Here is a 23,396-nt window from a genome sequence, read left to right as displayed (position 1 = left end):
TCTATCGGCCCGAACCGGCCCGGGATTTCGCGAGACGATCCTTCACGGTCGACGCGTAGACGTCTTCATACTCCTGTTCGCCCAGCCGGTGCAGCGCGACCATGATCTCGTCGGTGACGGAGCGCAGGATGTACCTGTCGCCCTCCATCCCGGCGTACCGAGAGAAGTCGAGCGGCTCGCCTATCACGATGCCGACGCGCACGACGTGCGGGATGCGGCGGCCGATCGGCATCATCGTGTCGGTGTCGACCATGACGACCGGCACGACGGGGACATGCGCTTCCAGTGCCATGCGGGCGATGCCCGTGCGTCCGCGGTAGAGCTTGCCGTCGGGGCTGCGAGTGCCCTCGGGGTAGATGCCGAGGAGGTCGCCGCGCCCGAGCACCTGGAGGCCCGTGTTGAGCGATGCCTCGGACGCCTTGCCGCCGGATCGGTCGATCGGCAGCTGGCCCGTCGCCTTGAAGAACATACGGGTCGCCCAGCCCTTGATCCCCTTGCCCGTGAAGTAGTCGCTCTTCGCGAGGAAGGAGACGGGGCGGTCGATCATGAGCGGCAGGAAGATGGAGTCGACGAACGACAGGTGGTTGCTCGCGAGGATCGCCGCGCCCTGGCTGGGGACGTTCCGGCGCCCGACGATCCAGGGTCGGAAGATCGCCTTCACGATCGGCCCGATCACGATGTACTTCATGAACCAGTAGAACATCGCCTACGCGCTCTCCCCCGCGAGATCCGCGACGCCGATGATGCCGGCGTCGTTGATGAGCTGAGCGATCGCGAAGCGAGCGACGGGCCGCTCGCCGAAGCCGGGAAGCGACGTCTCGTAGGCGAGGCGGACGGGGTCGAGCAGGATGTCGCCGAGCTGCGCGACGCCGCCCCCGATGACGAACAGCTCGGGGTCGAGCACGGCCTGGAAGCCGCCGCACGCTTCGCCGAGGGAGGTCGCGATCCGCCGCAGCGCCTCGAGAGCCCCCGCGTCGTCCGCCAGCACGAGCCGCGCGATCGCAGGTCCCGTGATGACGCCCTTCGCGTCGCGGACCGCCGCGAGACGCCGGCCGAGACCCTCGCGGTCCTGATCGGCGATGTCGTTCGCCTCGCGCTGGAGGGCGCGGCCAGAAGCATACTGCTCGAGGCATCCGTTCTGTCCGCATCCGCACGGACGTCCGTCGCGCAGGAACCTCGTATGCCCGAGCTCGGCTGCGATGCCGTGGCCGCCGCGGAACAGCCGGCCGTCGAGGACGATCGCGCCTCCGACGCCCGTGCCGAGGGTGAGCATGGCCATGTCGTCCACGCCGCGGCCTGCGCCGAATCGGTACTCGGCCCACCCTGCGGCGTTGGCGTCGTTCTCGATCGTGACCGGCATCCCGATGCGCTCCTCGAGGATCGCCTTCAGCGGCTCGTCGTGCCAGTCGATGTTGGGCGCGTGGATGACGCTCGCGCGCTCCCGGTCGATGAATCCCGCAGCCGCCACGCCGACGGCGGCGACCTCGTGCCGGGCGCTCAGGTCGCGGGCCATCACCGCGACGGCATCCGCGAGAGCGCGTGTGTCGGTGGGGGTCTCCACGCGCAGCTTCTCGACGATCCGTCCCTCGGGGTCGACGACGCCTCCCGCGATCTTCGTCCCGCCGATGTCGATCCCGACCTTGAGCACTGCGATCCCTCCCCGCCGCGCTCGCACGACGGCGTCTTGAAGTCTAGTGCGGACCCCGCTCCACAGCCCTGGACTTGGCGGCGTCGGCCCGCAGGTACACTCGACGGGAAGCCTCACGTGAGAATGCAACCGGTACCGAAGGAGCTGCCGTGGTTCAATTCGAAGTACCTGCGATCGTCCCCGCCGACCCGCAGGCCAACGTCACAGACCTGCTCGTCGAACGCGTCGGGAAGACGCCCGACCTCGCTCTGTTCGGCGTCCCCGAAGGCGAAGGATGGCGTGACGTCACGGCCGCCGAGTTCCAGCGCCAGGTCGTCGCGCTCGCGAAAGGCCTCGCCGCCGCGGGCATCGAGCCCGGCGACAAGGTCGGCTTCATCGCACGCACGACCTACGAGTGGACGCTCGTCGACTTCGCGCTCTTCTTCGCGGGAGCCGTCATGGTCCCCATCTACGAGACGAGCTCCCCCGCGCAGATCCAGTGGATCCTCTCCGACTCCGGCGCCATCGCGTGCATCACGGAGAGCTCCGAGCATGCATCGCGCCTCGACGGGGTCCGGGCAGACCTCCCGCTCGTCCGCTCCGTGTGGACGATGCACGCCGGCGGCCTCGAGAGGCTCGTCGAGCAGGGCAAGGACGTCACGGACGACGAGATCGAGCGTCGCCGAAACATCGCCAACGGCGCCGACATCGCGACGCTCATCTACACCTCGGGCTCGACGGGGCGCCCCAAGGGCTGCGTCCTGACGCACAGCAACTTCGTCGAGCTGTCCCGCAACTCCGCCAAGGCGCTGCACGACGTCGTCGAGATCCCCGGCGCGTCGACGCTCCTGTTCATCACGACGGCGCACGTCTTCGCCCGCTTCATCTCGATCCTCGACATCCACGCCGGTGTCAAGACAGGACACCAGCCCGACACGAAGTTCCTGCTGCCGGCCCTCGGCTCGTTCAAGCCGACGTTCCTGCTCGCGGTCCCCCGCGTCTTCGAGAAGGTCTACAACTCGGCCGAGCAGAAGGCCGAGGCAGGCGGCAAGGGCAAGATCTTCCGCGCAGCGGCGCACACGGCCGTCGAGCACTCCAAGCTCCTGCAGGACGGCAAGAAGATCCCCTTCCTCACGAGGATCAAGTTCGCGTTGTTCGACAGGCTCGTCTACGTCAAGCTCCGCGAGGCGATGGGCGGCCGCGTCGTGTACGCCGTCTCCGGCTCCGCACCGCTCGGCGAACGTCTCGGCCACTTCTTCCACAGCCTCGGCGTCGTGATCCTCGAGGGCTACGGACTGACCGAGACCACGGCACCTGCGACGGTCAACCTCGCGCAGAAGTCGAAGATCGGCACAGTGGGACCGGTCCTCCCCGGCATCGGAATCCGCCTCGCCGACGACGGCGAGATCGAGGTGCGCGGCATCAACGTGTTCCGCGAGTACTGGCGCAACCCCGAGGCCACGGCCGCCGCGTTCGAGGGCGACTGGTTCAAGACGGGCGACGTCGGCACGTTCGACGACGAGGGGTTCCTCAAGATCACGGGCCGCAAGAAGGAGATCATCGTCACGGCCGGAGGCAAGAACGTCGCGCCCGCCGCTCTCGAAGACCCCATCCGTGCGAACCCGATCGTCGGGCAGGTCGTCGTCGTCGGCGACCAGAAGCCGTTCATCTCGGCTCTCGTCACCCTCGACAGCGAGATGCTGCCGGCCTGGCTCGCCAACAACGACCTGCCCGCCGACCTGCCGTTGGCAGAGGCCGCGCAGAACGCCGCCGTGCGGGCCGAAGTGCAGCGCGCGATCGACGAGGCGAACAAGTACGTCTCGCGGGCAGAGTCCATCCGCAAGTTCACGATCCTCCCGATCGAGTGGACCGAGGCGAGCGGTCACCTGACGCCCAAGCTCAGCATCAAGCGCAACGTCATCACCGACGACTTCGCGAAGGAGATCACAGACCTGTACAGCGTCCCCGTCTCGACGACGAACGTGTCGCTGGCGTAGTCGCGCCGGACAAGCGAAAGGCCCGGGGCGGAAGCCTCGGGCCTTTCCCTTCGTCCTGCGCGACGCCGATCCGGCGCGCGAAGGGTTCCGGGTCCGGACGTCGTCGTGGGCGTCGACGCGGACTCGCAGGAGCGGCTCGCGTCAGAACCAGCTGCTCTCGCGGATCTCGCGCATCGCGACTCGCCGCGTCTCGGGGGGCAGCCGGTCGATGTAGAGCTTCCCGTCGAGGTGGTCGGTCTCGTGCTGCAGAGCCTGCGCGAGAAGCCCTTCTCCCTCGAGGACGACGGGGTTGCCGTCGAGGTCGATGCCCTCGACGCGCGCCCAGGGATGCCGCAGCGCGTCGTGCCAGAGACCCGGCACCGAGAGGCATCCCTCGCCCACCGGCGCGGCGTCGCCGCGCACCTCGACGAGCACGGGATTGAGGATGTACCCGATGTCGCCGTCGATGTTGTAGCTGAAGGCCCGCAGGCCCACCCCGATCTGGGGGGCCGCGACGCCGGCGCGCCCCGGGAGCTCGACCGTGTCGAGGAGATCCTGGACGAGGGCGCGCACGCCGTCGTCGATCTCGCCGACGGGCTCGCTGCGCGTGCGCAGCACGGGGTCTCCGAAGACGCGGATGGGACGTACCGACACGCGCTCCGCCTCAGGCAGCCGTCGGGACGGCTCGGAGACCCTCGACCACGGCCGCCGCGAGCTCGCGTGCGGCCAGGCGCGTAGCAGGCTGGAGGTCGCGGAAGGCGATCGCCGATCCCGCGGCCACGAGCGGGTCGTAAGGCATGCGGACGACGGCGCGCACTCGCGAGCGGAAGTGCGTCTCGAGCTCGTCTGCCCGCACGAGCGGGGTCCCGGGGCGAGCCGTGTTGAGCACGACGACGGCGCTGCGCACCTGCTCGGAGTAGCCGTTGGTCTCGAGCCACGTCAGCGTCTCGGAGGCGAGTCGCGCCTCGTCGACGCTGAGTCCGGCCACGATGACGAGCTGATCGGCGAGGTCGAGCGTGGCACCCATGACGGAGTGGACGATGCCCGTGCCCGTGTCGGTCAGCACGATCGAGTAGTAGTGCGCTGCGAGGCTCGCGACGTCGTGGTAGTCGCGGTCGCTGAACGCCTCGGAGATGCGCGGGTCGGAGTCCGACGCGAGAACGTCGAGACGTGTCTCGTCGCGCGCGACGATCGTGGAGATGTCGTTGTACCCCGACACGTCGCCGCGGGCGCGCACGAGGTCGCGGACGGTCTTGCCGCTCGGACGGGCGATGCGGTCGGCGAGGGTTCCCCTGTCGGGGTTGGCGTCGACGGCGATGATCCGGTCGTCCCGCGCGTCGGCCAGCGCCATGCCGAGCAGCGTCGTGATGGTGGTCTTCCCGACGCCGCCCTTGCGTGAGACGACCGGGACGAATCGGGCTCCCCCCGACAGCGGCGCCGAGATGCGGCGGTCGAGCTCCTTGCGGGCCCGTGCGCGCTTTCCGTCGCCGAGATTGATGCGCTTGCCGCTGATGGCATAGACGAAGTGCTGCCACGGACCTTCCGGCTCGGGGCGCACGACCTGGTGCGGGTCGAGCAGACGATCCGCCGTGAGCAGGTCGGCGGACTCGCGTCCGGCCTCGAACTCGCCGAGTCGCTTCGAACTCAAGGTGACCTCCGTGCGGGGATGGATGCGCTCGACGGCATGTGCGCGATCGGGACGCTCGGCGGTCCCCGGGTGGTGGGCCTCCCAGCGCGTGGTCGGGGTCGCTTCCGTCGCGGGTCGAACCCCGGACATCGTGACGGGGGCGTCCGCGCCACCCGAGCCGGCGACAGGGATCGTGCTGGTCGGGGCGTCAGACGTCGCGCGGGGGCCGAACATCGCGTCGACCTCTGTCCGCAGCGCAGCGGCGGCAGCGGCGTCGTTCGTGGTGACGGCGTCGGCGTCCTCCTCGGCGTCGTCCGCCGTGACGTCGACGGGCGCGGCATCCGTCTCGACTTCGTCCTCATGCACGATGTCGGCGTCCTGGATCTGCGCGTCGACGACGATGTCCGCGTCGTGCACGTCGATCTCGTCGCGAGCGGGCGCGGGATCGGAGACCTCGATCACGAACACGTCGGCCGAGTCGATGGTGGGCACGTCGGCCGTGCGCGTGTGATGCTCGGCCGTCGGAGACGGACGCTGCTCGTCGTCGGCGACGGGCTCCGAGTCGGCGGCCGGTCCTGAGTCGGCGACGGCGTCCGAGTCGGCGTGGCGGTCGACGTCGTACGGGACTTCGTCCCCTACGACGTCGTCGTCATCGTCGATCGGGTCGTCTGCGACGGGGAGCGACACGCTCACCTGCGCGGTCGCGCCGCCCAGGATGCCGATGGAGGTCGTGTCGACGCTTCCGGTGTCGTTGAGCACGCCGTTCTCGGCGTCGTCCTGCGGCGTCTGGTCGTTGCGATCGGGCGTCACTGCGAGGTCTGTCTCCTGAAGAGTGGGTCGGGCGGCTTCTGCCCGCACCCCAGGCTAGTGCGCGGGATGGATGACAACCAAAAGGTCGCCTGCCGCGACCTGCTGGGTCTGGCTGATCGCGAGACGCTCCACGACGCCCTCGACGGGCGCCGTGATCGCGGCCTCCATCTTCATCGCCTCGATCGACGCGATCGGCTGACCCGCCTTCACGACGTCGCCTTCGCGCGCCTTGAGCGTCACGACCCCCGCGAACGGCGCCGCGACCTGTCCGGGCTTCGACGTGTCGGCCCTCTCGGCGGCGACCTTGTCGACCTTGATCGAGCGGTCGCGGACGTATACGGGTCGCAGCTGGCCGTTGAGCGTCGTCATCACGGTGCGGATGCCGCTGCTGTCGGGCTCGCCGATCGCCTCGAGCCCGACGTACAGCTGCACGCCCGGGTCGATCTCGGCGACGTGCTCCTCCCCCGGTTTGAGACCGTAGAAGTAGTCGGGGGTGCCGAGCGCCGTGAGGTCGCCGTAGGCCTGGCGATTCGACTCGAACTCCCTGGCGGGGCCCGGGAAGAGCAGCCGGTTGAGCGTGCGCCGCCGATCGAGCACCTCTCCCGCGAGCCCGTCGCGCTCTTCCGACGTGAGCGGCGGGATGTCGATCGACACCTCGCGCCCCTCGAGCACCTTCGTGCGGAAGGGCTCGGGCCAGCCGCCCGGGAGGTCTCCCAGCTCGCCGGCCATGAAGCCGACGACCGAGTCGGGGATGTCATAGCTCTGCGGGTTCGCCTCGAAGTCGGCGGGGTCGGCCTTGGCGGCCACGAGCGCGAGCGCGAGATCGCCCACGACCTTCGAGGACGGCGTGACCTTCGGGATGCGCCCGAGGATGCGATCGGCGGCCGCGTACATGTCCTCGATGAGCTCGAAGTCGTCCGCGAGGCCGAGCGCGATCGCCTGCTGGCGGAGATTCGACAGCTGACCGCCGGGGATCTCGTGGTGGTAGACGCGCCCCGTCGGACCGGGCAGTCCCGACTCGAAGGGGCGGTACAGGTGCCGGACTGCCTCCCAGTACGGCTCGAGGTCGCTCACGGCCTGCAGATCGAGGCCGGTGTCGCGCTCGGTGTGGGCGAGGGCGGCGACGAGCGCGGACAGCGAGGGCTGACTCGTCGTCCCCGCCATGGGCGCCGCTGCGGCGTCGACGGCATCCGCACCCGCCGCGCTCGCGGCGAGGAGCGTCGCGAGCTGCCCGCCCGCCGTGTCGTGCGTGTGCACCTGCACCGGCAGGTCGAAGCGCTCACGCAGGGCCCCCACGAGCCTGGCCGCGGCTGCGGGGCGCAGGAGCCCCGCCATGTCCTTGATCGCAAGGATGTGGGCACCCGCGCCGACGATCTGATCGGCCAGTCGCAGGTAGTAGTCGAGCGTGTAGAGGTCCTCTGCGGGGTCCAGCAGGTCGCCGGTGTAGCAGACCGCGACCTCGGCGACCGCCGTGCCGGTCTCGAGTACCGACGCGATCGCCGGCACCATCTGGTCGACGTCGTTGAGCGCGTCGAAGATGCGGAAGATGTCCACGCCCGTGCGCGCTGCCTCCTTCACGAAGGCGTCCGTGACCTCGACGGGCCGCGGCGTGTACCCCACCGTGTTGCGTCCCCGCAGGAGCATCTGGATCGGGATGTTCGGCATCGCATCGCGAAGGGCCTCGAGCCGCTCCCACGGATCCTCCGCGAGGAAGCGCAGCGCGACGTCGTACGTCGCGCCGCCCCACGCCTCGATCGACAGCAGCTGCGGCGTCATCCGGGACACGTGCGGCCCGACGCGCGTGAGGTCCCGCGTGCGCACCCGCGTCGCGAGCAGCGACTGGTGCGCATCGCGGAACGTCGTCTCGGTGACCGCGAGCGCCGTCTGCTCGCGCAGCGCCCTCGCGAAGCCCGCGGGACCGAGCGCTCGCAGTCGCTCGAGTCCGGCTGCGGGAGGCGGGGCCAGCAGGTCGATGACGGGCAGCTTGCTGCCGGGCGAGACCGAGAGGGGCTTCTCGCCGTACGGCCGGTTGACGGTCACATCGGCGAGCCAGTTGAGGAGCTTCGTCGCGCGGTCGCGGGAGACGTTGCTCGTGAGCAGCATGGGGCGCTCGTCGATGAACGACGTGCTCACGTCGCCCGCGACGAACGCGGGGTCGTCGAGCACGGCGCGCAGGAACGGGATGTTGGTCGCGACGCCCCGGATGCGGAACTCGGCGAGGGCGCGGCGCGCGCGGGCGACCGCTGCGGGGAAGTCCCGGCCGCGACACGTGAGCTTCGCGAGCATCGAGTCGAAGTGCGGGCTGATCTGCGAGCCCGCCGCTGTCGTGCCGCCGTCGAGGCGGATGCCGGCACCGCCGGGAGACCGGTACGTCGTGATGCGCCCCGTGTCGGGCCGGAAGCCCTGCGCGGGATCCTCCGTCGTGATGCGGCACTGCAGAGCAGCCCCGCGCAGGTGGATGTCGGACTGCTGCAGGCCCAGCTCCTGCAGCGTCTCGCCCGCCGCGATGCGCATCTGGGACTGCACGAGATCGACGTCCGTCACCTCTTCGGTCACGGTGTGCTCGACCTGGATGCGCGGGTTCATCTCGATGAAGACGTGCTGGCCGGCCCGCTCGCCCGCCGTGTCGACGAGGAACTCCACGGTGCCGGCATTGACGTAGCCGATCGATCTCGCGAAGGCGACGGCGTCGCGATGGATGCGCTGCCGCAGCTCGTCGTCGAGGTTCGGGGCGGGCGCGATCTCGATGACCTTCTGGTGGCGCCGCTGCACGGAGCAGTCGCGCTCGAACAGGTGGACGGTCTCGCCGGTCGCATCGGCGAGGATCTGCACCTCGATGTGGCGGGGACGAACGACGGCCTGCTCGAGGAAGACGCGTGCGTCGCCGAACGCGGCCCCCGCCTCTCGCATCGCCTCGGCGATCGCCGGCGGGAGGTCTGCGGGCGTCTCGACCCGCCGCATGCCGCGGCCCCCGCCGCCCGCGACGGCCTTGACGAAGATGGGGAATCCGATTCCGGCCGCCTGCGCGACGAGCTCGTCGACGTCGTCGGACGCGGCGGTCGACGCGAGCACGGGCACGCCGGCCGCGATGGCGTGCTCCTTCGCGGTGACCTTGTTGCCCGCCATGCCGAGCACGTCGGACGAGGGGCCGATGAAGGTGATGCCGTTCTCGGCCGCGCGCGCGGCGAGGTCGGGGTTCTCCGAGAGGAACCCGTAGCCCGGGTAGATCGCGTCGGCACCCGATTTGAGGGCGACCCGGATGATCTCGTCGATGTCGAGGTACGCCCGGACAGGATGTCCGCGCTCGCCGATCTCGTAGGACTCGTCGGCCTTCTGCCTGTGGATCGACCCGCGATCCTCCCAGGGGAAGACCGCGACGGTCCGCGCTCCGAGCTCGAACGCGGCGCGGAAGGCTCGGATGGCGATCTCACCGCGGTTCGCGACCAGGATCTTTCGGAACATTCGCACCTCGCTGGGCTGCCGTGGGATCGGGCTGAGTGTGCTCTCAGCCTAAGGGACGGTAACGTGGACCCTTGTGCACGTACTTTCCGTGAGCTCGCTCAAAGGCGGTGTCGGCAAGACCACCGTGACGCTGGGTCTCGCCTCCGCCGCCTTCGCGCGCGGCGTCCGGACCCTCGTCGTCGATCTCGATCCCCAGTCGGACGTTTCGACGGGGATGGACATCCAGGTCGCCGGCCGCCTCAATGTCGCCGACGTCCTCGCCAACCCCAAGGAGAAGGTCGTCCGTCAGGCGATCACCTCGAGCGGCTGGGCCAAGGTGCACCCGGGCACGATCGACGTCATGATAGGCAGTCCGTCCGCCATCAACTTCGACGGCCCGCATCCGAGCGTTCGCGACGTGTGGAAGCTCGAAGAGGCGCTCGCGACGATCGAGGCCGACTACGACCTCGTTCTCGTCGACTGCGCGCCCTCGCTCAACGCGCTCACCCGCACGGCGTGGGCTGCGAGCGACCGAGTGATCGTCGTGACCGAGCCCGGGCTCTTCTCGGTCGCGGCCGCCGATCGTGCCCTGCGTGCGATCGAGGAGATCCGCCGTGGACTGTCGCCCCGGCTGCAGCCGCTCGGCATCGTCGTGAACCGCGTGCGGCCGCAGTCGATCGAGCATCAGTTCCGCATCAAGGAGCTGCGCGACATGTTCGGCCCGCTCGTGCTCGCGCCGCAGCTGCCGGAGCGCACCTCGCTGCAGCAGGCGCAGGGCGCGGCGAAGCCCCTGCACATCTGGCCGGGCGACTCGGCTCAGGAGCTCGCGGCCGACTTCGACGCGCTCCTGGACCGCGTCATGCGCACGGGCCGCATCCCGACCCCCGGCGAAGCGCGCGCCTAGGCCCTTCCGCGCGGACGGCGTGCCTCATCGGTCGCCGGTCGCAGGTCGCCCGACGTCGGTCACGGAGAACGTCTGCGCAGGCAGGTACCACACCGAACTCGCCCGGACCCCCGCTCGGCCGGGCGCCGCTCAACTCGGTCCGGACGCCACTCGGCTCTGCCGGACGCCGCTCAGGCCGAGCGGGCCGCGCGACGCGCCGCGAGCTCGTCGAGGGCCTCGGGCGTCTGCGGGTCGAAGTCGAGAAGCGTCGACTCGACCTCGTGCAGCACCTTGCCGACGGCGATGCCGAACACGCCCTGACCGCGACTCACGAGATCGATGACCTCGTCGTTCGACGTGCACAGGTACACCGACGCGCCGTCGCTCATGAGCGTCGTGCCCGCGAGGTCGCGGATGCCGGCGGCGCGCAGCTGCTCGACGGCGGTGCGGATCTGCTGGAGCGAGATCCCCGTGTCGAGGAGGCGTTTGACGAGCTTCAGGACGAGGATGTCGCGGAACCCGTAGAGCCGCTGCGAACCCGAGCCGGTCGCGCCGCGCACCGTCGGCACGACGAGCTCGGTGCGGGCCCAGTAGTCGAGCTGCCGGTAGGTGATGCCGGCCGCGCGCGCGGCGACGGCGCCGCGGTAGCCGACCTCGTCGTCCATCTGGGGAAGACCGTCGGTGAAGAGGAGGTCGGAGACGAACCGGGGCTCGTCCGCCGAGTCATGAGCGGTCATTCGCTCCTCCTCAGGGATCAGGGGTGACTTCAACGCTAGATCAGGGCCGAGACTCCGGCAACGACATCCGCCGTTCGAGGGTCGGCGTGTCGCGATCCGCCGTCAGGAGAGCAACCGCTCGAGGGCGCTGCGCATGAAGATCGAGCGCACCTCTTCGAGGCGCTTCGCGAGCTCGGGCGCAAGCTCGCTCGCGCGCGCCCGCGACGCCGCGTCGGTGCGGCGCAGCAGCGCCGACAGGGCGGACTCGATGAGCGCGACATCCCGCTCGGCGCTCTGTCGCAGCGTGCGCACGTGTCGCGGCTCGATGCCGTGACGATCGAGGGCGACGAGGGCGCGCAGGACCGCGACGGCCTGATCGCCGTACATGTCGGCCCCCGCGATGATCCCCGTGCTGATGGCGTCGTTCAGCAGCTGCGGCGCCGCCCCGGCCGCCGCGAGCAGCTCTTCGCGGCGATACCTGCGCGGCGCGGGCACGATCGACTGCGGCGGCACGGGAGCCGGCGTCGCCGGATCCCGGCCTGCGTCGAGATCGCTCAGGTACTCGCGGATGACGCTGTGCGGCATGAAGTGGTCGCGCTGGAGGGTGAGCGCGAGCCGGAGGCGCTCGAGGTCCTGCGGGGAGAACTTGCGATAGCCCGACTCGGTGCGCACGGGTGTGACGATGCCCTGCACTTCGAGGAAGCGCAGCTTCGACGCCGACAGCCCAGGGAACTCGGGTGCGAGCCTGGCGAGGACCTGTCCGATGCTCAGGAGTCCCGCGGACGCCGAGCGCTCGCGGGCGGTACCGGCCGGCATCAGCCGTCCGCCGCCTGCGGCAGGTCGGCGGGTGAGACGAAGAAGTTGAGGCGGAACTTGCCGATGCGCACTTCGCCGCCGTTGACGAGCGCCGCGCGATCGACTCGCTCGCCGTTGACGTACGTGCCGTTCAGCGAGCGCTGATCGACGATCTCGAACGTGGCGCCCTGGCGGGTGATCTCGGCGTGACGGCGCGAGACCGTCACGTCGTCGAAGAAGATGTCGGCTTCGGGATGGCGCCCCACCGTCGTGACGTCGGTGTCGAGGAGATAGCGGGCGCCGGCCGTCGGACCCGAGCGGACGATCAGCAGGGCAGCGCCCGTCGGAAGCGCCTCGATCGCGTCGAGCTCGACCTCGCTCAGGTCGGCGCCGAAGGGCACGAACGACAGGTCGGAGTCGTGCCCGAATGTCTGCGTCGTGTCGCTTCCCGGGTCGGCCAGAGGGGAGCCCGCATCGGATGCCCGGCGGATCTCATCCGGCCCGGATCGGCGGTTGTCCTCCACGTGTCCTCCTCTCGCACCACCCTATCCGAAAGGCCGACTCCCGAAAGGGTCGGCTTCCCGGTTCGCGGCGGGGCGTCCCCCAATGTTGCGCCGTGTGTCACGCGAGGTGATCGGCCGCGGCATCCCGCCTAACCTGACGAGTAATAGAACCTAACGAACGGGAGTCCGTCGTGTCGAGTCCGCACAGCCACATTCCGCCCTTCCAGGTGCGTGAGCGTGCGGCGTGCATGTGCAGCCACGGCGCCGTCTGCTCGAGCTACGCTCCGGGCCACGCTCTGCACCTCATCCAGTCGCGTCTCGCGTCGGCGACGCCGTCGGACTGGACCGACGCGATCGTCGAGTCGGTCGACACGGCGACGGGCGACATCGTCGTCCGCACGGTCGCCGATGGCACGCCCGTCGCGGTGTGGAACGCCGAGGGCGCAGCGGGTCTGGTCTCTCCCGGAGCGCCGATCGCCCTGCATGGACGCTACGACGTCCTCGCCGTCGGGACGCGTCGGTTTAACATCCTCCGCACCGCCTAGCGCGGAGGCATCCGAGAACGGATGAAGACGGCCTACGCCGTCTTCATCATCATGTCCTTGACGGCCATGCAGGCGTCCATGCAGGCCTGGCACGACTGAGCGCACATCTTGCAGACCTCGCTGTGGTCGGCATGCTCCATGCACTCGTCCATGCAGAGCTGGCACATCGCGATGCACGCGTCGAGCATCGACATCAGGACGGCGGGCGACATCCCCTGCATGCGCATCATGGCGCGCATCATCGTGTTGCACATGTCGGCGCAGTTCATGCACGCCGGCGCGCACGACATGAGCTGGGTCGAGCACACCGTGCACGCCTGCTCGCAGGCCGAGCAGGCGTCCATACACGCCTGCAGGACCGACATGTCCATCGTTGCCATGTCGGGCATCGACATCATGTCCTTCGACATCATGTCCATCATCATCGAGTCCATCCCGCACCTCACCTAGATCGGAGACCAGCGGGGCAGGAGCACCCGCCTGCCGCAATGGTAGACGCGGCCTCTTCCCGGCATAAGGCCCGACTAGGCTCGAGAGGGTGTTGTCACACGGAATTCACAAACGACGACTGTCCACGACATTGACGGCGTGGGTGCTGGCGGCGGCATCCGTCCTCCTCGTGGCGGGGCCTGCGAGCGCGCACGACGAGCTCGAGTCGACCGACCCTGCAGCCGGCGCCACGCTGGACGCCCTCCCCACTCAGCTGACGATGACCTTCAGCGGCGAGCTGCTCTCCGACGAGGGTGCGACCGAAGTGCAGGTGACGGATGCCGCGGGCGCGTCGCTCACGGCCGGCTCCCCCGCCGTGCAGGCGAACGTCGTCACGCAGCCGCTCGCGGGCTCGGCCGAGGGCGCGATCCGGGTCCTCTGGAAGGTCGTGTCGGGCGACGGGCACCCGGTGTCGGGCGAGTACTCGTTCACCGTGAACGCGCCCGCGCCGACGGAGCCCGCGCCGACGGAGCCCGCGACGCCGACGGCGGAACCGTCCGACGAGCCCTCCGCGACGCCGACCGATGCGGCCACTCCGACCCCGCAGCCGACGATCGTGCCCATCTCGGCGGGACCTTCGGCGCTGCCCTGGGTCATCGGCGGACTCGTCCTGCTCGCAGCGGTCGGCGGCGCCGTGCTCTACCTCGTCGTGACGCGCGGCCGCCGCGAGAAGACGCTCGCCGAGGGCGGCTCGGCCGGTTCCGACTCCCCCTCCGACCGATAGGCTGGAATCATGCCTCACTACGACGTCGTCATCCTCGGCGCGGGCCCCGGCGGGTACGTCGCGGCCGTCCGCTCGGCCCAGCTCGGCCTCTCGGTCGCGATCATCGAAGAGAAGTACTGGGGCGGTGTCTGCCTCAACGTCGGCTGCATCCCCTCGAAGGCGCTTCTGAAGAACGCGGACCTCGCCCACCAGGTGCTCCACAAGGCCGACCTGTTCGGCATCTCGGGGGACGTGCACTTCGACTTCGGCGTCGCGTGGGACCGCAGCCGCAAGGTCGCCGAGACGCACGTCAAGGGCATCCACTTCCTCATGAAGAAGAACAAGGTCACCGAGTACGACGGCCGGGGGTCGTTCACGGGCCCCAACGCGATCCGCGTCACGAAGGCCGACGGGCAGACCGAGGACGTCACCTTCGACAACGCCATCATCGCGACGGGCTCCAAGGTGCGGCTGCTGCCGGGCGTCCAGCTCGGCGGCAACGTCGTGACGTACGAGGAGCAGATCCTCGCCCGCGAGCTCCCCCGGTCGATCGTGATCGTGGGTGCCGGACCGATCGGCATGGAGTTCGCATTCGTCATGACGAACTACGGCGTCAAGGTCACGATCGTGGAGTTCCTCGATCGGCTTCTGCCTCTCGAGGACGAAGAGGTCTCGAAGGAGATCCAGCGCCAGTACAAGAAGTACGGCGTCGACTTCCTCACCTCGACCAAGGTCGAGACCGTCACCGACCACGGCGACCGCGTGACCGTCACCTACACGGCGCAGGACGGCACCGCCGGCTCGCTCGACGCCGACAAGGTCATGATGTCGATCGGCTTCGTGCCGAACGTCGCGGGGTTCGGCCTCGAGGCCACGGGCGTCGCGCTCACCGACCGCGGCGCGATCGACATCGACGACCACATGCGCACGAACGTCCCGCACATCTACGCGATCGGCGACGTCACCGCCAAGCTCCAGCTCGCGCACGTCGCGGAGGCGCAGGCCGTGGTCGCGGCCGAGACGATCGGCAAGGCCGAGACGATGACCCTCGGCGACTACCGCATGATGCCGCGCGCGACGTTCTGCTCGCCGCAGGTCGCGTCGTTCGGCCTCACGGAGCAGCAGGCCCGCGACGCGGGATACGACGTCAAGGTCGCGAAGTTCCCGTTCTCGGCCAACGGCAAGGCCAACGGACTCGGCGAGCCCGTGGGCTTCGTCAAGCTCATCGCCGACGGCGAGCACCTCGAGCTGCTCGGCGGCCACCTCATCGGCCCCGACGTCTCGGAGCTCCTCCCCGAGCTGACCCTCGCTCAGAAGTGGGACCTCACGGCGCTCGAGGCGGCGCGCAACGTGCACACGCACCCGACGCTGTCGGAGGCCGTGCAGGAGGCGTTCCACGGCCTCGCGGGGCACATGATCAACCTCTGACGGCAGCCGCGCAGAAGGCTCGGGGTCTCGGCCCCGGGCCTTCGTCGTTCGCAGAGACTCCGACAGCGCAGGCTTCCCCGCGCGTCGCCGTCAGACTCCCAGCGCCCTGCCGAGCTTCGACTCGGATGCCGCGTTCCGTCCGCCGGCGGCGTGCACGGCATCCGTCGCCGCGTCGAACAGCGCGGCGCGCTCGCCCGCAGAGGCGGGAGCTGCGGGGCCGAGCTCGAACTCCCACTCGCGCCACGACTGCTCGGCGCCGCGACGCTCGTCGGTCGCGACGACGCGGTCGTCGACGAACTCGGCGACGACCGCGCCCTCCGCGTCGAGAAGGGAGTACGCCGTTCGGGCGTTGCGGATGCGCGCGGCGGGATGCATCGGGGCGTCCGCGATCTCCGCGACGACGGCGGCCACGGCATCCGGCACCCCGTCGTGGTCGCCGAGCGGCCAGTGCAGCTCGACCCGCCCGCCGTCCTCACCACGCGGGCCCTTGAGATGCCAGCCTGCGTCGGGTCCGCCCGTGCGGCGGCGCAGCGCGAAGCCCGCACGTCCGAGCGCGTGGTCGTTGGTGTCGAGGTAGCGCGCATCGAGGTCGCGCGGCTCCGGTGCCGAGGCGCCGACGACGCCGGGCAGCGCCGTCCAGTCGGGCAGCGGCGTGTCTGCGTCGACGTCGAACTTCAGCTCGACCTCGACCGAACGCGACGGCTCGGCCATGGCCTCAGTCGTCGGTGCCCGGGACGATCTCGTCGGTCGCCTCGACGAACCAGAACGCGGCCTCGGTCGGCCCGTCGCTCGCACCGGTGTGGGCGAGGTCGCCGCCGCGCCGGTAGACGATCTGGCCCTCGCCGTAGGGGACGATGAGCGAATCGAGCCCGGGGCTCTCCAGCGGAAGGAGCTGCCCGTCGAGCGGGCCTCCGTGAAGTCGTGCGATGGCCATGGCGTCAGCCTAGTGGTCGGCGTGCGGATGGATCGGGAACGCGTCAGTGCGTCGGGAAACCCAGACTGACCTGACTTTCGCTCGGCTCGGGCCACCGGGTCGTGACGACCTTGCGGCGCGTGTAGAAGCTGAACGCCTCCGGTCCGTACATGTGCGTGTCGCCGAAGAGCGAGTCCTTCCATCCGCCGAAGGAGAACGACCCGACGGGCACCGGGATGGGAACGTTGACGCCCACCATCCCGACCTCGATGTCGTACTCGAACTGACGCGCCGTCTTCCCGTCGCGGGTGAAGACCGCCGTGCCGTTGGCGTAGCGGTTCGCGTTGACGAGCTCGACGGCCTCGTCGTAGCTCGCGACGCGCACGACCGAGAGCACGGGACCGAAGATCTCCTCGTCGTAGACCCGCATCCCGGGCTCGACGCCGTCCACGAGGGACGCGCCGATGAAGAAGCCGTCACCCTCGAACTCGTGCGCGCGCCCGTCCACCACGACGCGCGCACCCTCGCCCGCCGCCCCTTCGACGTACCCTGCGACCCGCTCGCGTGCTTCGCGCGTGATGAGCGGACCCATCTCGGACGCCGGGTCGAGCCCGTCGCCGATCACGAGACGCCCGATGCGATCCGAGACCTTCGCGATGAGCGGGTCGGCGACGCCGCCGACCGCGACGACGACCGACACCGCCATGCAGCGCTCCCCCGCGGAGCCGTAGGCGGCCGAGACGGCGGCGTCGGCCGCGGCATCCAGATCCGCATCCGGCATGACGATCATGTGGTTCTTCGCGCCTCCGAGGGCCTGGACGCGCTTGCCGTTCGCGGCAGCGCGCGCGTAGATGTACTTCGCGATCGGCGTCGACCCCACGAACGACACGGCGCGGATCACGGGGTCGTCGAGGATCGCGTCGACCGCCTCCTTGTCGCCGTGCACGACGTTGAAGACGCCGTCGGGCAGCCCCGCCTCGCGGAACACGTCAGCGAGCCAGACGGCGGCGGACGGATCGCGTTCGGAGGGCTTGAGGATGACGGCGTTGCCCGCGGCGATCGCCGTCGTCACCATCCACAGCGGCACCATCGCGGGGAAGTTGAAGGGCGTGATGCACGCCACGACGCCGATGGGCTGCCGCACCTGGTGCACGTCGACGCCCGTCGCGACCTGCTCCGAGTACTCGCCCTTCAGGTGGCTCATGAGGCCCGTGCAGAACTCGACGTTCTCGAGCCCGCGCGCGACTTCGCCGAGGGCGTCGGCGACGGTCTTGCCGTGCTCGGAGGTGATGATCCGCGCGAGCTCGTCGGCGCGCGCGCTGATGAGCTCGCGGACCCGGAACAGGACGCCTGCGCGCTTCGCGAGCCCCGTGTCGCGCCATCCTCGCTGCGCCGCCTGCGCCGCCAGCGCGGCGTCGTGCACGAGCTCGGCGGTGGCGAGCCCCACCTCGCGCGTCTGCCGCCCCGTCGCGGGGTTGAAGACGGCGCCGCGCCGGCCGTCGGGCCGGAGGTGCCGTCCGCCGACGACGTGCGGGATCTGCGCGAGGGGGGCGGATGCCGCAGCCGCGGACTGTGCGATCGTCGGGGTGCTCATGTCATGGCTCCTGAATCTCAGAGGGAGGGGTCGTAGCCCTGCAGGACCCCGTCGGGGGTCGCGAAGATCGTCACCAGGGTGCAGTCCTTGTGGCCGAGGCCGCGCGCGACGAGCTCGTCGAGCTGCGACAGGGCGAGGGTCGCCGCCGGCAGCGGGACGCCCGTCGCAAGTCCCGCCTGCACGGCGAGGCCGCAGTCCTTCCGGGCCAGGTCGACCGAGAAGGTCGCGTCGAAGTTGTGGTCGGCGGCGCTTCCCCTCTCGATCACGCCGGGAACGGGATACCACGTGTGCTGGGGCCACGAGCCGCCCGACGACACGTCGGCGACCTGCCAGAAGACCTTCGGATCGAGCCCGAGCCGCTGCGCGAGCTGCGAGCCCTCCGCTGTCGCCATGACGCCGATGAACAGCATCATGTTGTTGACGAGCTTGGCGGAGATCCCGGCTCCCGCACCTCCGCACGCGATGACCGAGCCGGCCATGGGCGCGACGAGCTCTCTCGCGCGGTCGACGTCGGCGGGGCGGCCGCCGAGCATGAAGGTGAGCGTGTGCGCCTCGGCGCCGGCGGTGCCGCCCGAGATCGGCGCGTCGACGAAGACGAGTCCGCGCGCGTCGGACTCGCTGTGGCACCAGCGCGACGTCTCGACGTCGACCGTCGAGGTGTCGAGGAGGATCGTGCGAGGATCCGCGTGCGCCCAGATCCCGCCGGATCCGCCGAAGACGGCCCTGACGTGCGCGGGCTTCGGGAGCGACGTGAAGCACGCATCCGCGCCGTCGAGCGCCTCGGCGATCGAGCCGACGAGCGTCACACCGCGCGCCGCGGCGGCCGCGGCGGCCTCGGCGCTGATGTCGTACCCGCGCACCTCGTGGCCCGCGCCCACGAGGTGGGCGGTCATCGGCGCGCCCATGTGCCCGAGGCCGATCCAGGCGATCGTCGACATCGTCGTCTCCCTGCGTCATCGGGCGGAGAAGGTCCAGGCCAGGATAGGCACGACGGATGCCGCGAATCAACGCACGGGCGGACCGCGTTCTTGCACGAAGGCTGTGCATCCCTGCACACTCGAGGGCATGACCCCCTCCCCCGGCGAGCCGCAGCTCGACGCGCTCATGACCTTCCTCGCGGCGGCCCGGCTCGGTCGGTACACGGCTGCGGCTGAGGTTCTCGGCATCACCCACTCGACGGTGTCCCGCCGCGTCGCCTCCCTCGAGGAGGCGATGGGCGGACGCGTGCTCGTCCGCACATCCGGCGGGTGGGAGATCACTCCGCTCGGTCACCGCGCCGTCGCCGTCGCCGAGCGGATCGAGGCGTCCCTTCGCGGCCTCGCGGGCGACGAGGACGCGATGCAGGGCATGGTGCGCATCGCGGCGCCCGACGCGTTCACGTCGTCGTTCCTCGTTCCCGCGATGGCACGGCTGCGGATGCGGCATCCCGCGCTCGCCGTCGAGCTGATCGCCGCGACGCAGCGGGTGCGCCAGAACCGCTCGGGCGTCGATCTGGAGATCGTCGTCGGCAGGCCCCAGGTGCACCGCGCGTTCGCGACTCCCGTGTGCTCCTACTCACTGCGCCTCTACGCGACGCCGGAGTACCTCGCTCTCCGCGGCGCGCCCACCAGGGTCGCCGACCTCGCCGCCCATCCGCTCAGCTACTACATCGAGTCGTCGCTGCAGGTCGACGAGCTCGACCGGGCCGTGCAGTCATTGCCGGCATCGCCGCCCTCGATCCGGTCGACGAGCGTCTTCGCGCACGTCGAGGCGACAGCGGCGGGCGCCGGGATCGGGCTGCTGCCCGACTTCCTGGCCGACCCGGATCCGCGGCTCATACGCGTGCTCGACGGCTCGTACGCGCATCCGCTCGCATACTGGGCCGTCGCGCGGGACGAAGGACCGCGCAATCCCGTCGTGGCGGAGGCGCTCGCCGTCCTCCGCGCGCACATCGAAGAGTCGGGCTCTATGGTCTGACCACATCTGAGCATCCTCTGTGCAACGGCCGAAGGTCATCCGGGCGACCGCTCCGCGCCTGCGGCCCGCCGGTAATGTGGGGCTCGTGAAGGCCATCCGAACGTTCACCGTCCGCCCTGTCCTCGCCCCCTCCCTCGCCCCTCTCGACCGCCTCGCCTCCAACTGGCGCTGGTCGTGGAGCCGCGCGACCCATGCGCTCTTCGCCTCGATGGACCCCGACCTCTGGGAGGAGATCGGCGAGAACCCGTCGCGCATGCTCGGCGCTCTCGGCCAGACGCGCCTGGACCAGCTCGCCGCCGACGACCGGTTCGTGGCGCGCGTGCGCGCCGAGGACGAGCGCCTCGAGGCGTACCTCACGGGCGAGCGCTGGTACCAGCGCCTCGAGGGCGCCAAGCCCGCGCACATCGCGTACTTCTCCCCGGAGTTCGGCGTCGACGGCTCACTGCCGCAGTACTCCGGGGGCCTCGGCATCCTCGCCGGCGACCACCTCAAGAGCTCGTCCGACCTGGGCGTGCCGCTCACGGGTGTCGGCCTGTTCTACCGCGCCGGCTACTTCCGCCAGTCGATCGGCGACGACGGCTGGCAGCGCGAGGCGTACCCGCTCCTCGACCCGTACGGACTGGGCCTGACCCTCCTTCGCGAGCCGGACGGCGCGCCGATCGAGATCGCGCTCGACCTGCCCGGGGCCCGCACGCTGCACGCACGAGTGTGGATCGCCGACATCGGCCGCATCCCGCTCCTGCTCCTCGACTCCGAGACGCCGTCCAACACGGAGGAGCTGCGCCGCGTCACCGACCGTCTCTACGGCGGAGGCGGAGAGCACCGCCTCCTGCAGGAGCTGCTGCTCGGGGTCGGCGGCGTCCGCGCCGTGCGGGCGTTCTCCGCCGCGACCGGCCGCCCGGCGCCTGATGTCTTCCACACCAACGAGGGCCACGCCGGATTCCAGGGCCTCGAGCGCATGTCCGAGTTCATCACGGCCGACGGCCTGTCGTTCGGCGAGGCGCTCGCACAGGTGCGCGCCTCGACGGTGTTCACGACGCACACACCCGTGGCAGCCGGGATCGACCGGTTCCCGCGGGACCTCATCGCGAGCTTCCTCACGAGCGGGCTCTTCCGCGGGCTCGACCCCGTCAGGGCCCTCGAGCTCGGGCTCGAGTCGTACGAGGGCGGCGATCCGGGCGTCTTCAACATGGCGGTCCTCGGCCTGCACCTCGGACAGCATGCCAACGGCGTCTCGCTCCTGCACGGCGAGGTCAGCCGTGGCATGTTCGGACAGCTCTGGCCAGGGGTCGACACCGACGAGGTGCCCATCACGTCGATCACGAACGGCGTCCACGGACCGACGTGGATCCACCCCGCCATCAAGGCCCTCAGCGAGCGCGCCTTCGGCGACGCGTACGCGACCGAGCACGACTGGTCCGACGCGCGCGTCGTCAGCGACGAAGAGCTGTGGGGCGTCCGAGGCGCCATGAAGGACGAGCTCGTGGCCGAGGCGCGGCGCAGGATGACGGCATCCGTCTCGGCGACGGGGTCCGGCGTCGTGCCGTCCTGGGTGCAGAACCTGCTCGACCCCGACGTCCTGACGATCGGGTTCGCTCGGCGCGTGCCGACATACAAGCGGCTGACGCTCATGCTGCGCGACCCCGAGCGCCTCACGAAGCTCCTGACCGACCCGGAGCGGCCCGTTCAGATCGTCGTGGGGGGCAAGTCGCACCCGGCGGACGACTCGGGCAAGATCCTCATCCAGCAGCTCGTGCGGTTCAGCCAGGGCAAGGAGGTGCGCGGACGCATCGTCTTCCTCCCGAACTACGACATCACGCTCGCGAAGATCCTCTACCCGGGCTGCGACGTGTGGCTCAACAATCCGCTGCGCCCCCTCGAGGCATGCGGAACCTCGGGGATGAAGGCCGCGCTCAACGGCGCCCTCAACCTGTCGATCCTCGACGGCTGGTGGGACGAGTGGTACGACGGCGAGAACGGCTGGGCGATCCCGACGGCCGACACGGCGTCGAACGACGAGGAGCGCGACGACGCGGAGGCCGCGGCGCTGTACGACCTCATCGAGCACCAGCTCGTGCCGACCTTCTACGAGCGCGAGGGCGGCATCCCGAAGCGCTGGCTCGGCATGGTGCGCCACACGATGACCGAGCTCGGCAAGAAGGCCACGAGCGACCGCATGGTGCGCGACTACGTGACGCGCCTGTACGTGCCTGCGGCCGAGCACGACGTCGCGCTGCGCGCCGACGGCTTCGCCGAGGCGAAGGAGCTCGCAGCGTTCGTCGCGCGCGTGCGCGCCGCGTGGCCCAAGGTGCATATCGAGAACGTCGACAGCTCGGGGATCCCGCAGCAGGCGCAGGCGGGCGACGTGCTCGAGGTGCGGGCGGCCGTGCGGCTCGACGGCCTCGCCGCCGACGACGTCGCGGTCGAGCTCGCCTACGGGCGTACGGACGAGAACGACGCGCTCGCCCACGATCGCGTGGTGCACCGGCTCCGACCGGCAGGGCCTGCGCTCGACGGCGTGACGACGTTCACCGGGACGCTGCCGCTCACCGTGACGGGCACGTTCGGGTACAGCGTGCGCGCCGTGCCGACGCATCCGCTGCTCGTCTCCCCCGTCGAGCTCGGCCTGGTCACGTACGCCTCATGAGACCCTTCGTGCTCCTCGCCACCCGGGCGGAGGACGTGCCCGCCGAGGAGGAGTACGCGGCGTTCCTGGCGTACGCGGGGCTCACGGAGCACGAGCTCGTCCGCGTGCGCCTCGAAGCGGGCCCGATGCCGCGACTCGACCTCGACGCGCTCTCGGGCATCTTCGTCGGCGGCGGCCCGTTCAACGCGTCGGATCCGCCGGAGAGGAAGCCCGCCGTGCAGCGGCGCGTCGAGGCGGAGTTCCGCGCGCTCCTCGACGAGGTCGTGCCGCGGGACTTCCCGTTCCTCGGCGCGTGCTACGGCGTGGGAACGGTCGGCGTGCACCAGGGCGCGGTGATCGACGCGACCTACGCCGAGCCCATCGGGGTCGTGCCCGTCACGCTCACCGAGGCGGGTGCCGCCGACCCGCTCCTCGCGGGGATGCCGCACGAGTTCGGCGCGTTCGTCGGCCACAAGGAGGCGGTCACCGCGCTGCCGTCGTCCGCCGTGCTGCTCGCGTCGTCGCCAGGATGCCCCGTCCAGATGTTCCGCGTGGGACGCAACGTCTACGCGACGCAGTTCCACCCCGAGCTCGACGTCGACGGCATCACGACCCGCATCCACGCGTACGCCGACCACGGGTACTTCGCGCCGGGCGAGCTCGACCTGACGCTCGCGGCGGCGCGCCGCGCGCCCGTGTCGCATCCGAGTCGGATCCTGCGGAACTTCGTCGAGCGGTACGCACGCTGAGGCATGCCCTCGAGA

Annotated in this window: 21 protein-coding genes; 8 read left to right on the top strand and 13 right to left on the bottom strand. The window is 70.4% G+C overall.

What is annotated here, in order from left to right; translation table 11 throughout:
• Position 1: 1 nt before the first annotated feature.
• Both FHS08_RS12915 and FHS08_RS12910 read right to left on the bottom strand, forming a co-directional pair.
• The gene (locus FHS08_RS12915) at positions 2-703 is read right to left on the bottom strand and encodes a lysophospholipid acyltransferase family protein (RefSeq protein WP_167040036.1); all 702 of its coding nucleotides are present in this window, start codon (positions 701-703) and stop codon (positions 2-4) included.
• Between the two features lie 3 nt (positions 704-706).
• Positions 707-1,648: an ROK family glucokinase gene (locus tag FHS08_RS12910; RefSeq protein ID WP_167040034.1), complete on the bottom strand. Its 942-nt coding sequence runs from the start codon at positions 1,646-1,648 to the stop codon at positions 707-709.
• Between the two features lie 149 nt (positions 1,649-1,797).
• Here FHS08_RS12910 and FHS08_RS12905 point away from each other — a divergent pair, with 149 nt between their 5' ends.
• Positions 1,798-3,624, top strand: a complete 1,827-nt coding sequence (locus tag FHS08_RS12905; RefSeq protein ID WP_167040032.1) for an AMP-binding protein — start codon at positions 1,798-1,800, stop codon at positions 3,622-3,624.
• Positions 3,625-3,765: 141 nt separating this feature from the next.
• Here the strand turns inward: FHS08_RS12905 and def are convergent, their stop codons facing one another.
• From def to FHS08_RS12890, 3 genes are read right to left on the bottom strand one after another with little or no spacing between them, the layout of a single operon-like run.
• Positions 3,766-4,257 (bottom strand): peptide deformylase, encoded by a 492-nt coding sequence (gene def / locus FHS08_RS12900; RefSeq protein WP_167040030.1) that lies wholly within the window; start codon positions 4,255-4,257, stop codon positions 3,766-3,768.
• Between the two features lie 10 nt (positions 4,258-4,267).
• Entirely contained in the window at positions 4,268-6,040 is a 1,773-nt protein-coding gene (locus FHS08_RS16620; RefSeq protein ID WP_167040028.1) for a nucleotide-binding protein, read from the bottom strand.
• A 54-nt stretch (positions 6,041-6,094) separates the two neighbouring features.
• The gene (locus FHS08_RS12890; protein ID WP_167040026.1) at positions 6,095-9,502 is read right to left on the bottom strand and encodes a pyruvate carboxylase; all 3,408 of its coding nucleotides are present in this window, start codon (positions 9,500-9,502) and stop codon (positions 6,095-6,097) included.
• Positions 9,503-9,575: 73 nt separating this feature from the next.
• On the opposite strand from FHS08_RS12890, the gene FHS08_RS12885 reads away from it, so the two are divergent.
• Positions 9,576-10,385: an AAA family ATPase gene (locus tag FHS08_RS12885; protein WP_167040024.1), complete on the top strand. Its 810-nt coding sequence runs from the start codon at positions 9,576-9,578 to the stop codon at positions 10,383-10,385.
• Positions 10,386-10,555: 170 nt separating this feature from the next.
• Here the strand turns inward: FHS08_RS12885 and FHS08_RS12880 are convergent, their stop codons facing one another.
• The 3 genes from FHS08_RS12880 to FHS08_RS12870 form a co-directional block, all read right to left on the bottom strand.
• Positions 10,556-11,101 carry a MerR family transcriptional regulator gene (locus FHS08_RS12880; RefSeq protein WP_167040022.1) on the bottom strand — a complete coding sequence of 182 codons (546 nt, stop codon included), beginning with the start codon at positions 11,099-11,101 and terminating at the stop codon, positions 10,556-10,558.
• 102 nt (positions 11,102-11,203) lie between these two features.
• Positions 11,204-11,896, bottom strand: coding sequence for a transcriptional regulator FtsR (gene ftsR, locus FHS08_RS12875; RefSeq protein WP_167040020.1), 693 nt, complete (start codon positions 11,894-11,896; stop codon positions 11,204-11,206).
• Positions 11,896-12,399 carry an FHA domain-containing protein gene (locus tag FHS08_RS12870; protein ID WP_167040018.1) on the bottom strand — a complete coding sequence of 168 codons (504 nt, stop codon included), beginning with the start codon at positions 12,397-12,399 and terminating at the stop codon, positions 11,896-11,898. The genes ftsR and FHS08_RS12870 overlap by 1 nt, the downstream gene beginning before the upstream one ends.
• 227 nt (positions 12,400-12,626) lie before the next feature.
• Here FHS08_RS12870 and FHS08_RS12865 point away from each other — a divergent pair, with 227 nt between their 5' ends.
• Positions 12,627-12,923, top strand: a complete 297-nt coding sequence (locus FHS08_RS12865) for a hypothetical protein (RefSeq protein WP_208382554.1) — start codon at positions 12,627-12,629, stop codon at positions 12,921-12,923.
• Positions 12,924-12,955: 32 nt separating this feature from the next.
• On the opposite strand, the gene FHS08_RS12860 is transcribed toward FHS08_RS12865, so the two are convergent.
• Positions 12,956-13,357 (bottom strand): four-helix bundle copper-binding protein, encoded by a 402-nt coding sequence (locus FHS08_RS12860; RefSeq protein ID WP_167040014.1) that lies wholly within the window; start codon positions 13,355-13,357, stop codon positions 12,956-12,958.
• Positions 13,358-13,503: 146 nt separating this feature from the next.
• Between FHS08_RS12860 and FHS08_RS12855 the strand changes: the two genes are divergently transcribed.
• A complete protein-coding gene (locus FHS08_RS12855; protein ID WP_243847519.1) occupies positions 13,504-14,136 on the top strand; it encodes a copper resistance CopC family protein in 633 nt (210 codons plus the stop codon).
• Between the two features lie 9 nt (positions 14,137-14,145).
• Positions 14,146-15,543 carry a dihydrolipoyl dehydrogenase gene (gene lpdA, locus FHS08_RS12850; RefSeq protein ID WP_167040011.1) on the top strand — a complete coding sequence of 466 codons (1,398 nt, stop codon included), beginning with the start codon at positions 14,146-14,148 and terminating at the stop codon, positions 15,541-15,543.
• A gap of 90 nt (positions 15,544-15,633) precedes the next feature.
• Here lpdA and FHS08_RS12845 read toward each other — a convergent pair whose 3' ends face one another.
• Genes FHS08_RS12845 through FHS08_RS12830 form a run of 4 tightly spaced genes read right to left on the bottom strand, consistent with a single transcriptional unit; the run spans position 15,634 to position 18,988 of the window.
• Positions 15,634-16,254, bottom strand: coding sequence for a CYTH domain-containing protein (locus FHS08_RS12845; protein WP_167040009.1), 621 nt, complete (start codon positions 16,252-16,254; stop codon positions 15,634-15,636).
• 4 nt (positions 16,255-16,258) lie between these two features.
• Complete coding sequence (locus FHS08_RS12840) at positions 16,259-16,477, bottom strand: response regulator (protein WP_167040007.1); 219 nt, start codon at positions 16,475-16,477, stop codon at positions 16,259-16,261.
• 43 nt (positions 16,478-16,520) lie between these two features.
• Positions 16,521-18,050, bottom strand: coding sequence for a CoA-acylating methylmalonate-semialdehyde dehydrogenase (locus FHS08_RS12835; RefSeq protein WP_167040005.1), 1,530 nt, complete (start codon positions 18,048-18,050; stop codon positions 16,521-16,523).
• A 17-nt stretch (positions 18,051-18,067) separates the two neighbouring features.
• Entirely contained in the window at positions 18,068-18,988 is a 921-nt protein-coding gene (locus tag FHS08_RS12830) for an NAD(P)-dependent oxidoreductase (protein ID WP_167040003.1), read from the bottom strand.
• A 127-nt stretch (positions 18,989-19,115) separates the two neighbouring features.
• On the opposite strand from FHS08_RS12830, the gene FHS08_RS12825 reads away from it, so the two are divergent.
• The 3 genes from FHS08_RS12825 (at position 19,116) to FHS08_RS12815 (ending at position 23,381) form a co-directional block, all read left to right on the top strand.
• Entirely contained in the window at positions 19,116-20,006 is an 891-nt protein-coding gene (locus tag FHS08_RS12825; protein WP_243847518.1) for a LysR family transcriptional regulator, read from the top strand.
• 85 nt (positions 20,007-20,091) lie between these two features.
• A complete protein-coding gene (gene glgP / locus FHS08_RS12820; protein ID WP_170283172.1) occupies positions 20,092-22,653 on the top strand; it encodes an alpha-glucan family phosphorylase in 2,562 nt (853 codons plus the stop codon).
• A complete protein-coding gene (locus FHS08_RS12815; protein ID WP_167040001.1) occupies positions 22,650-23,381 on the top strand; it encodes a glutamine amidotransferase in 732 nt (243 codons plus the stop codon). The genes glgP and FHS08_RS12815 overlap by 4 nt, the downstream gene beginning before the upstream one ends.
• The last annotated feature ends 15 nt before the right edge of the window (positions 23,382-23,396 follow it).

This window comes from Microbacterium ulmi, from assembly GCF_011759705.1.
Taxonomy (GTDB): domain Bacteria; phylum Actinomycetota; class Actinomycetes; order Actinomycetales; family Microbacteriaceae; genus Microbacterium; species Microbacterium ulmi.
Note: the sequence above shows the minus strand (reverse complement) of the source record. Positions and strands in the feature narration are given on the sequence as shown.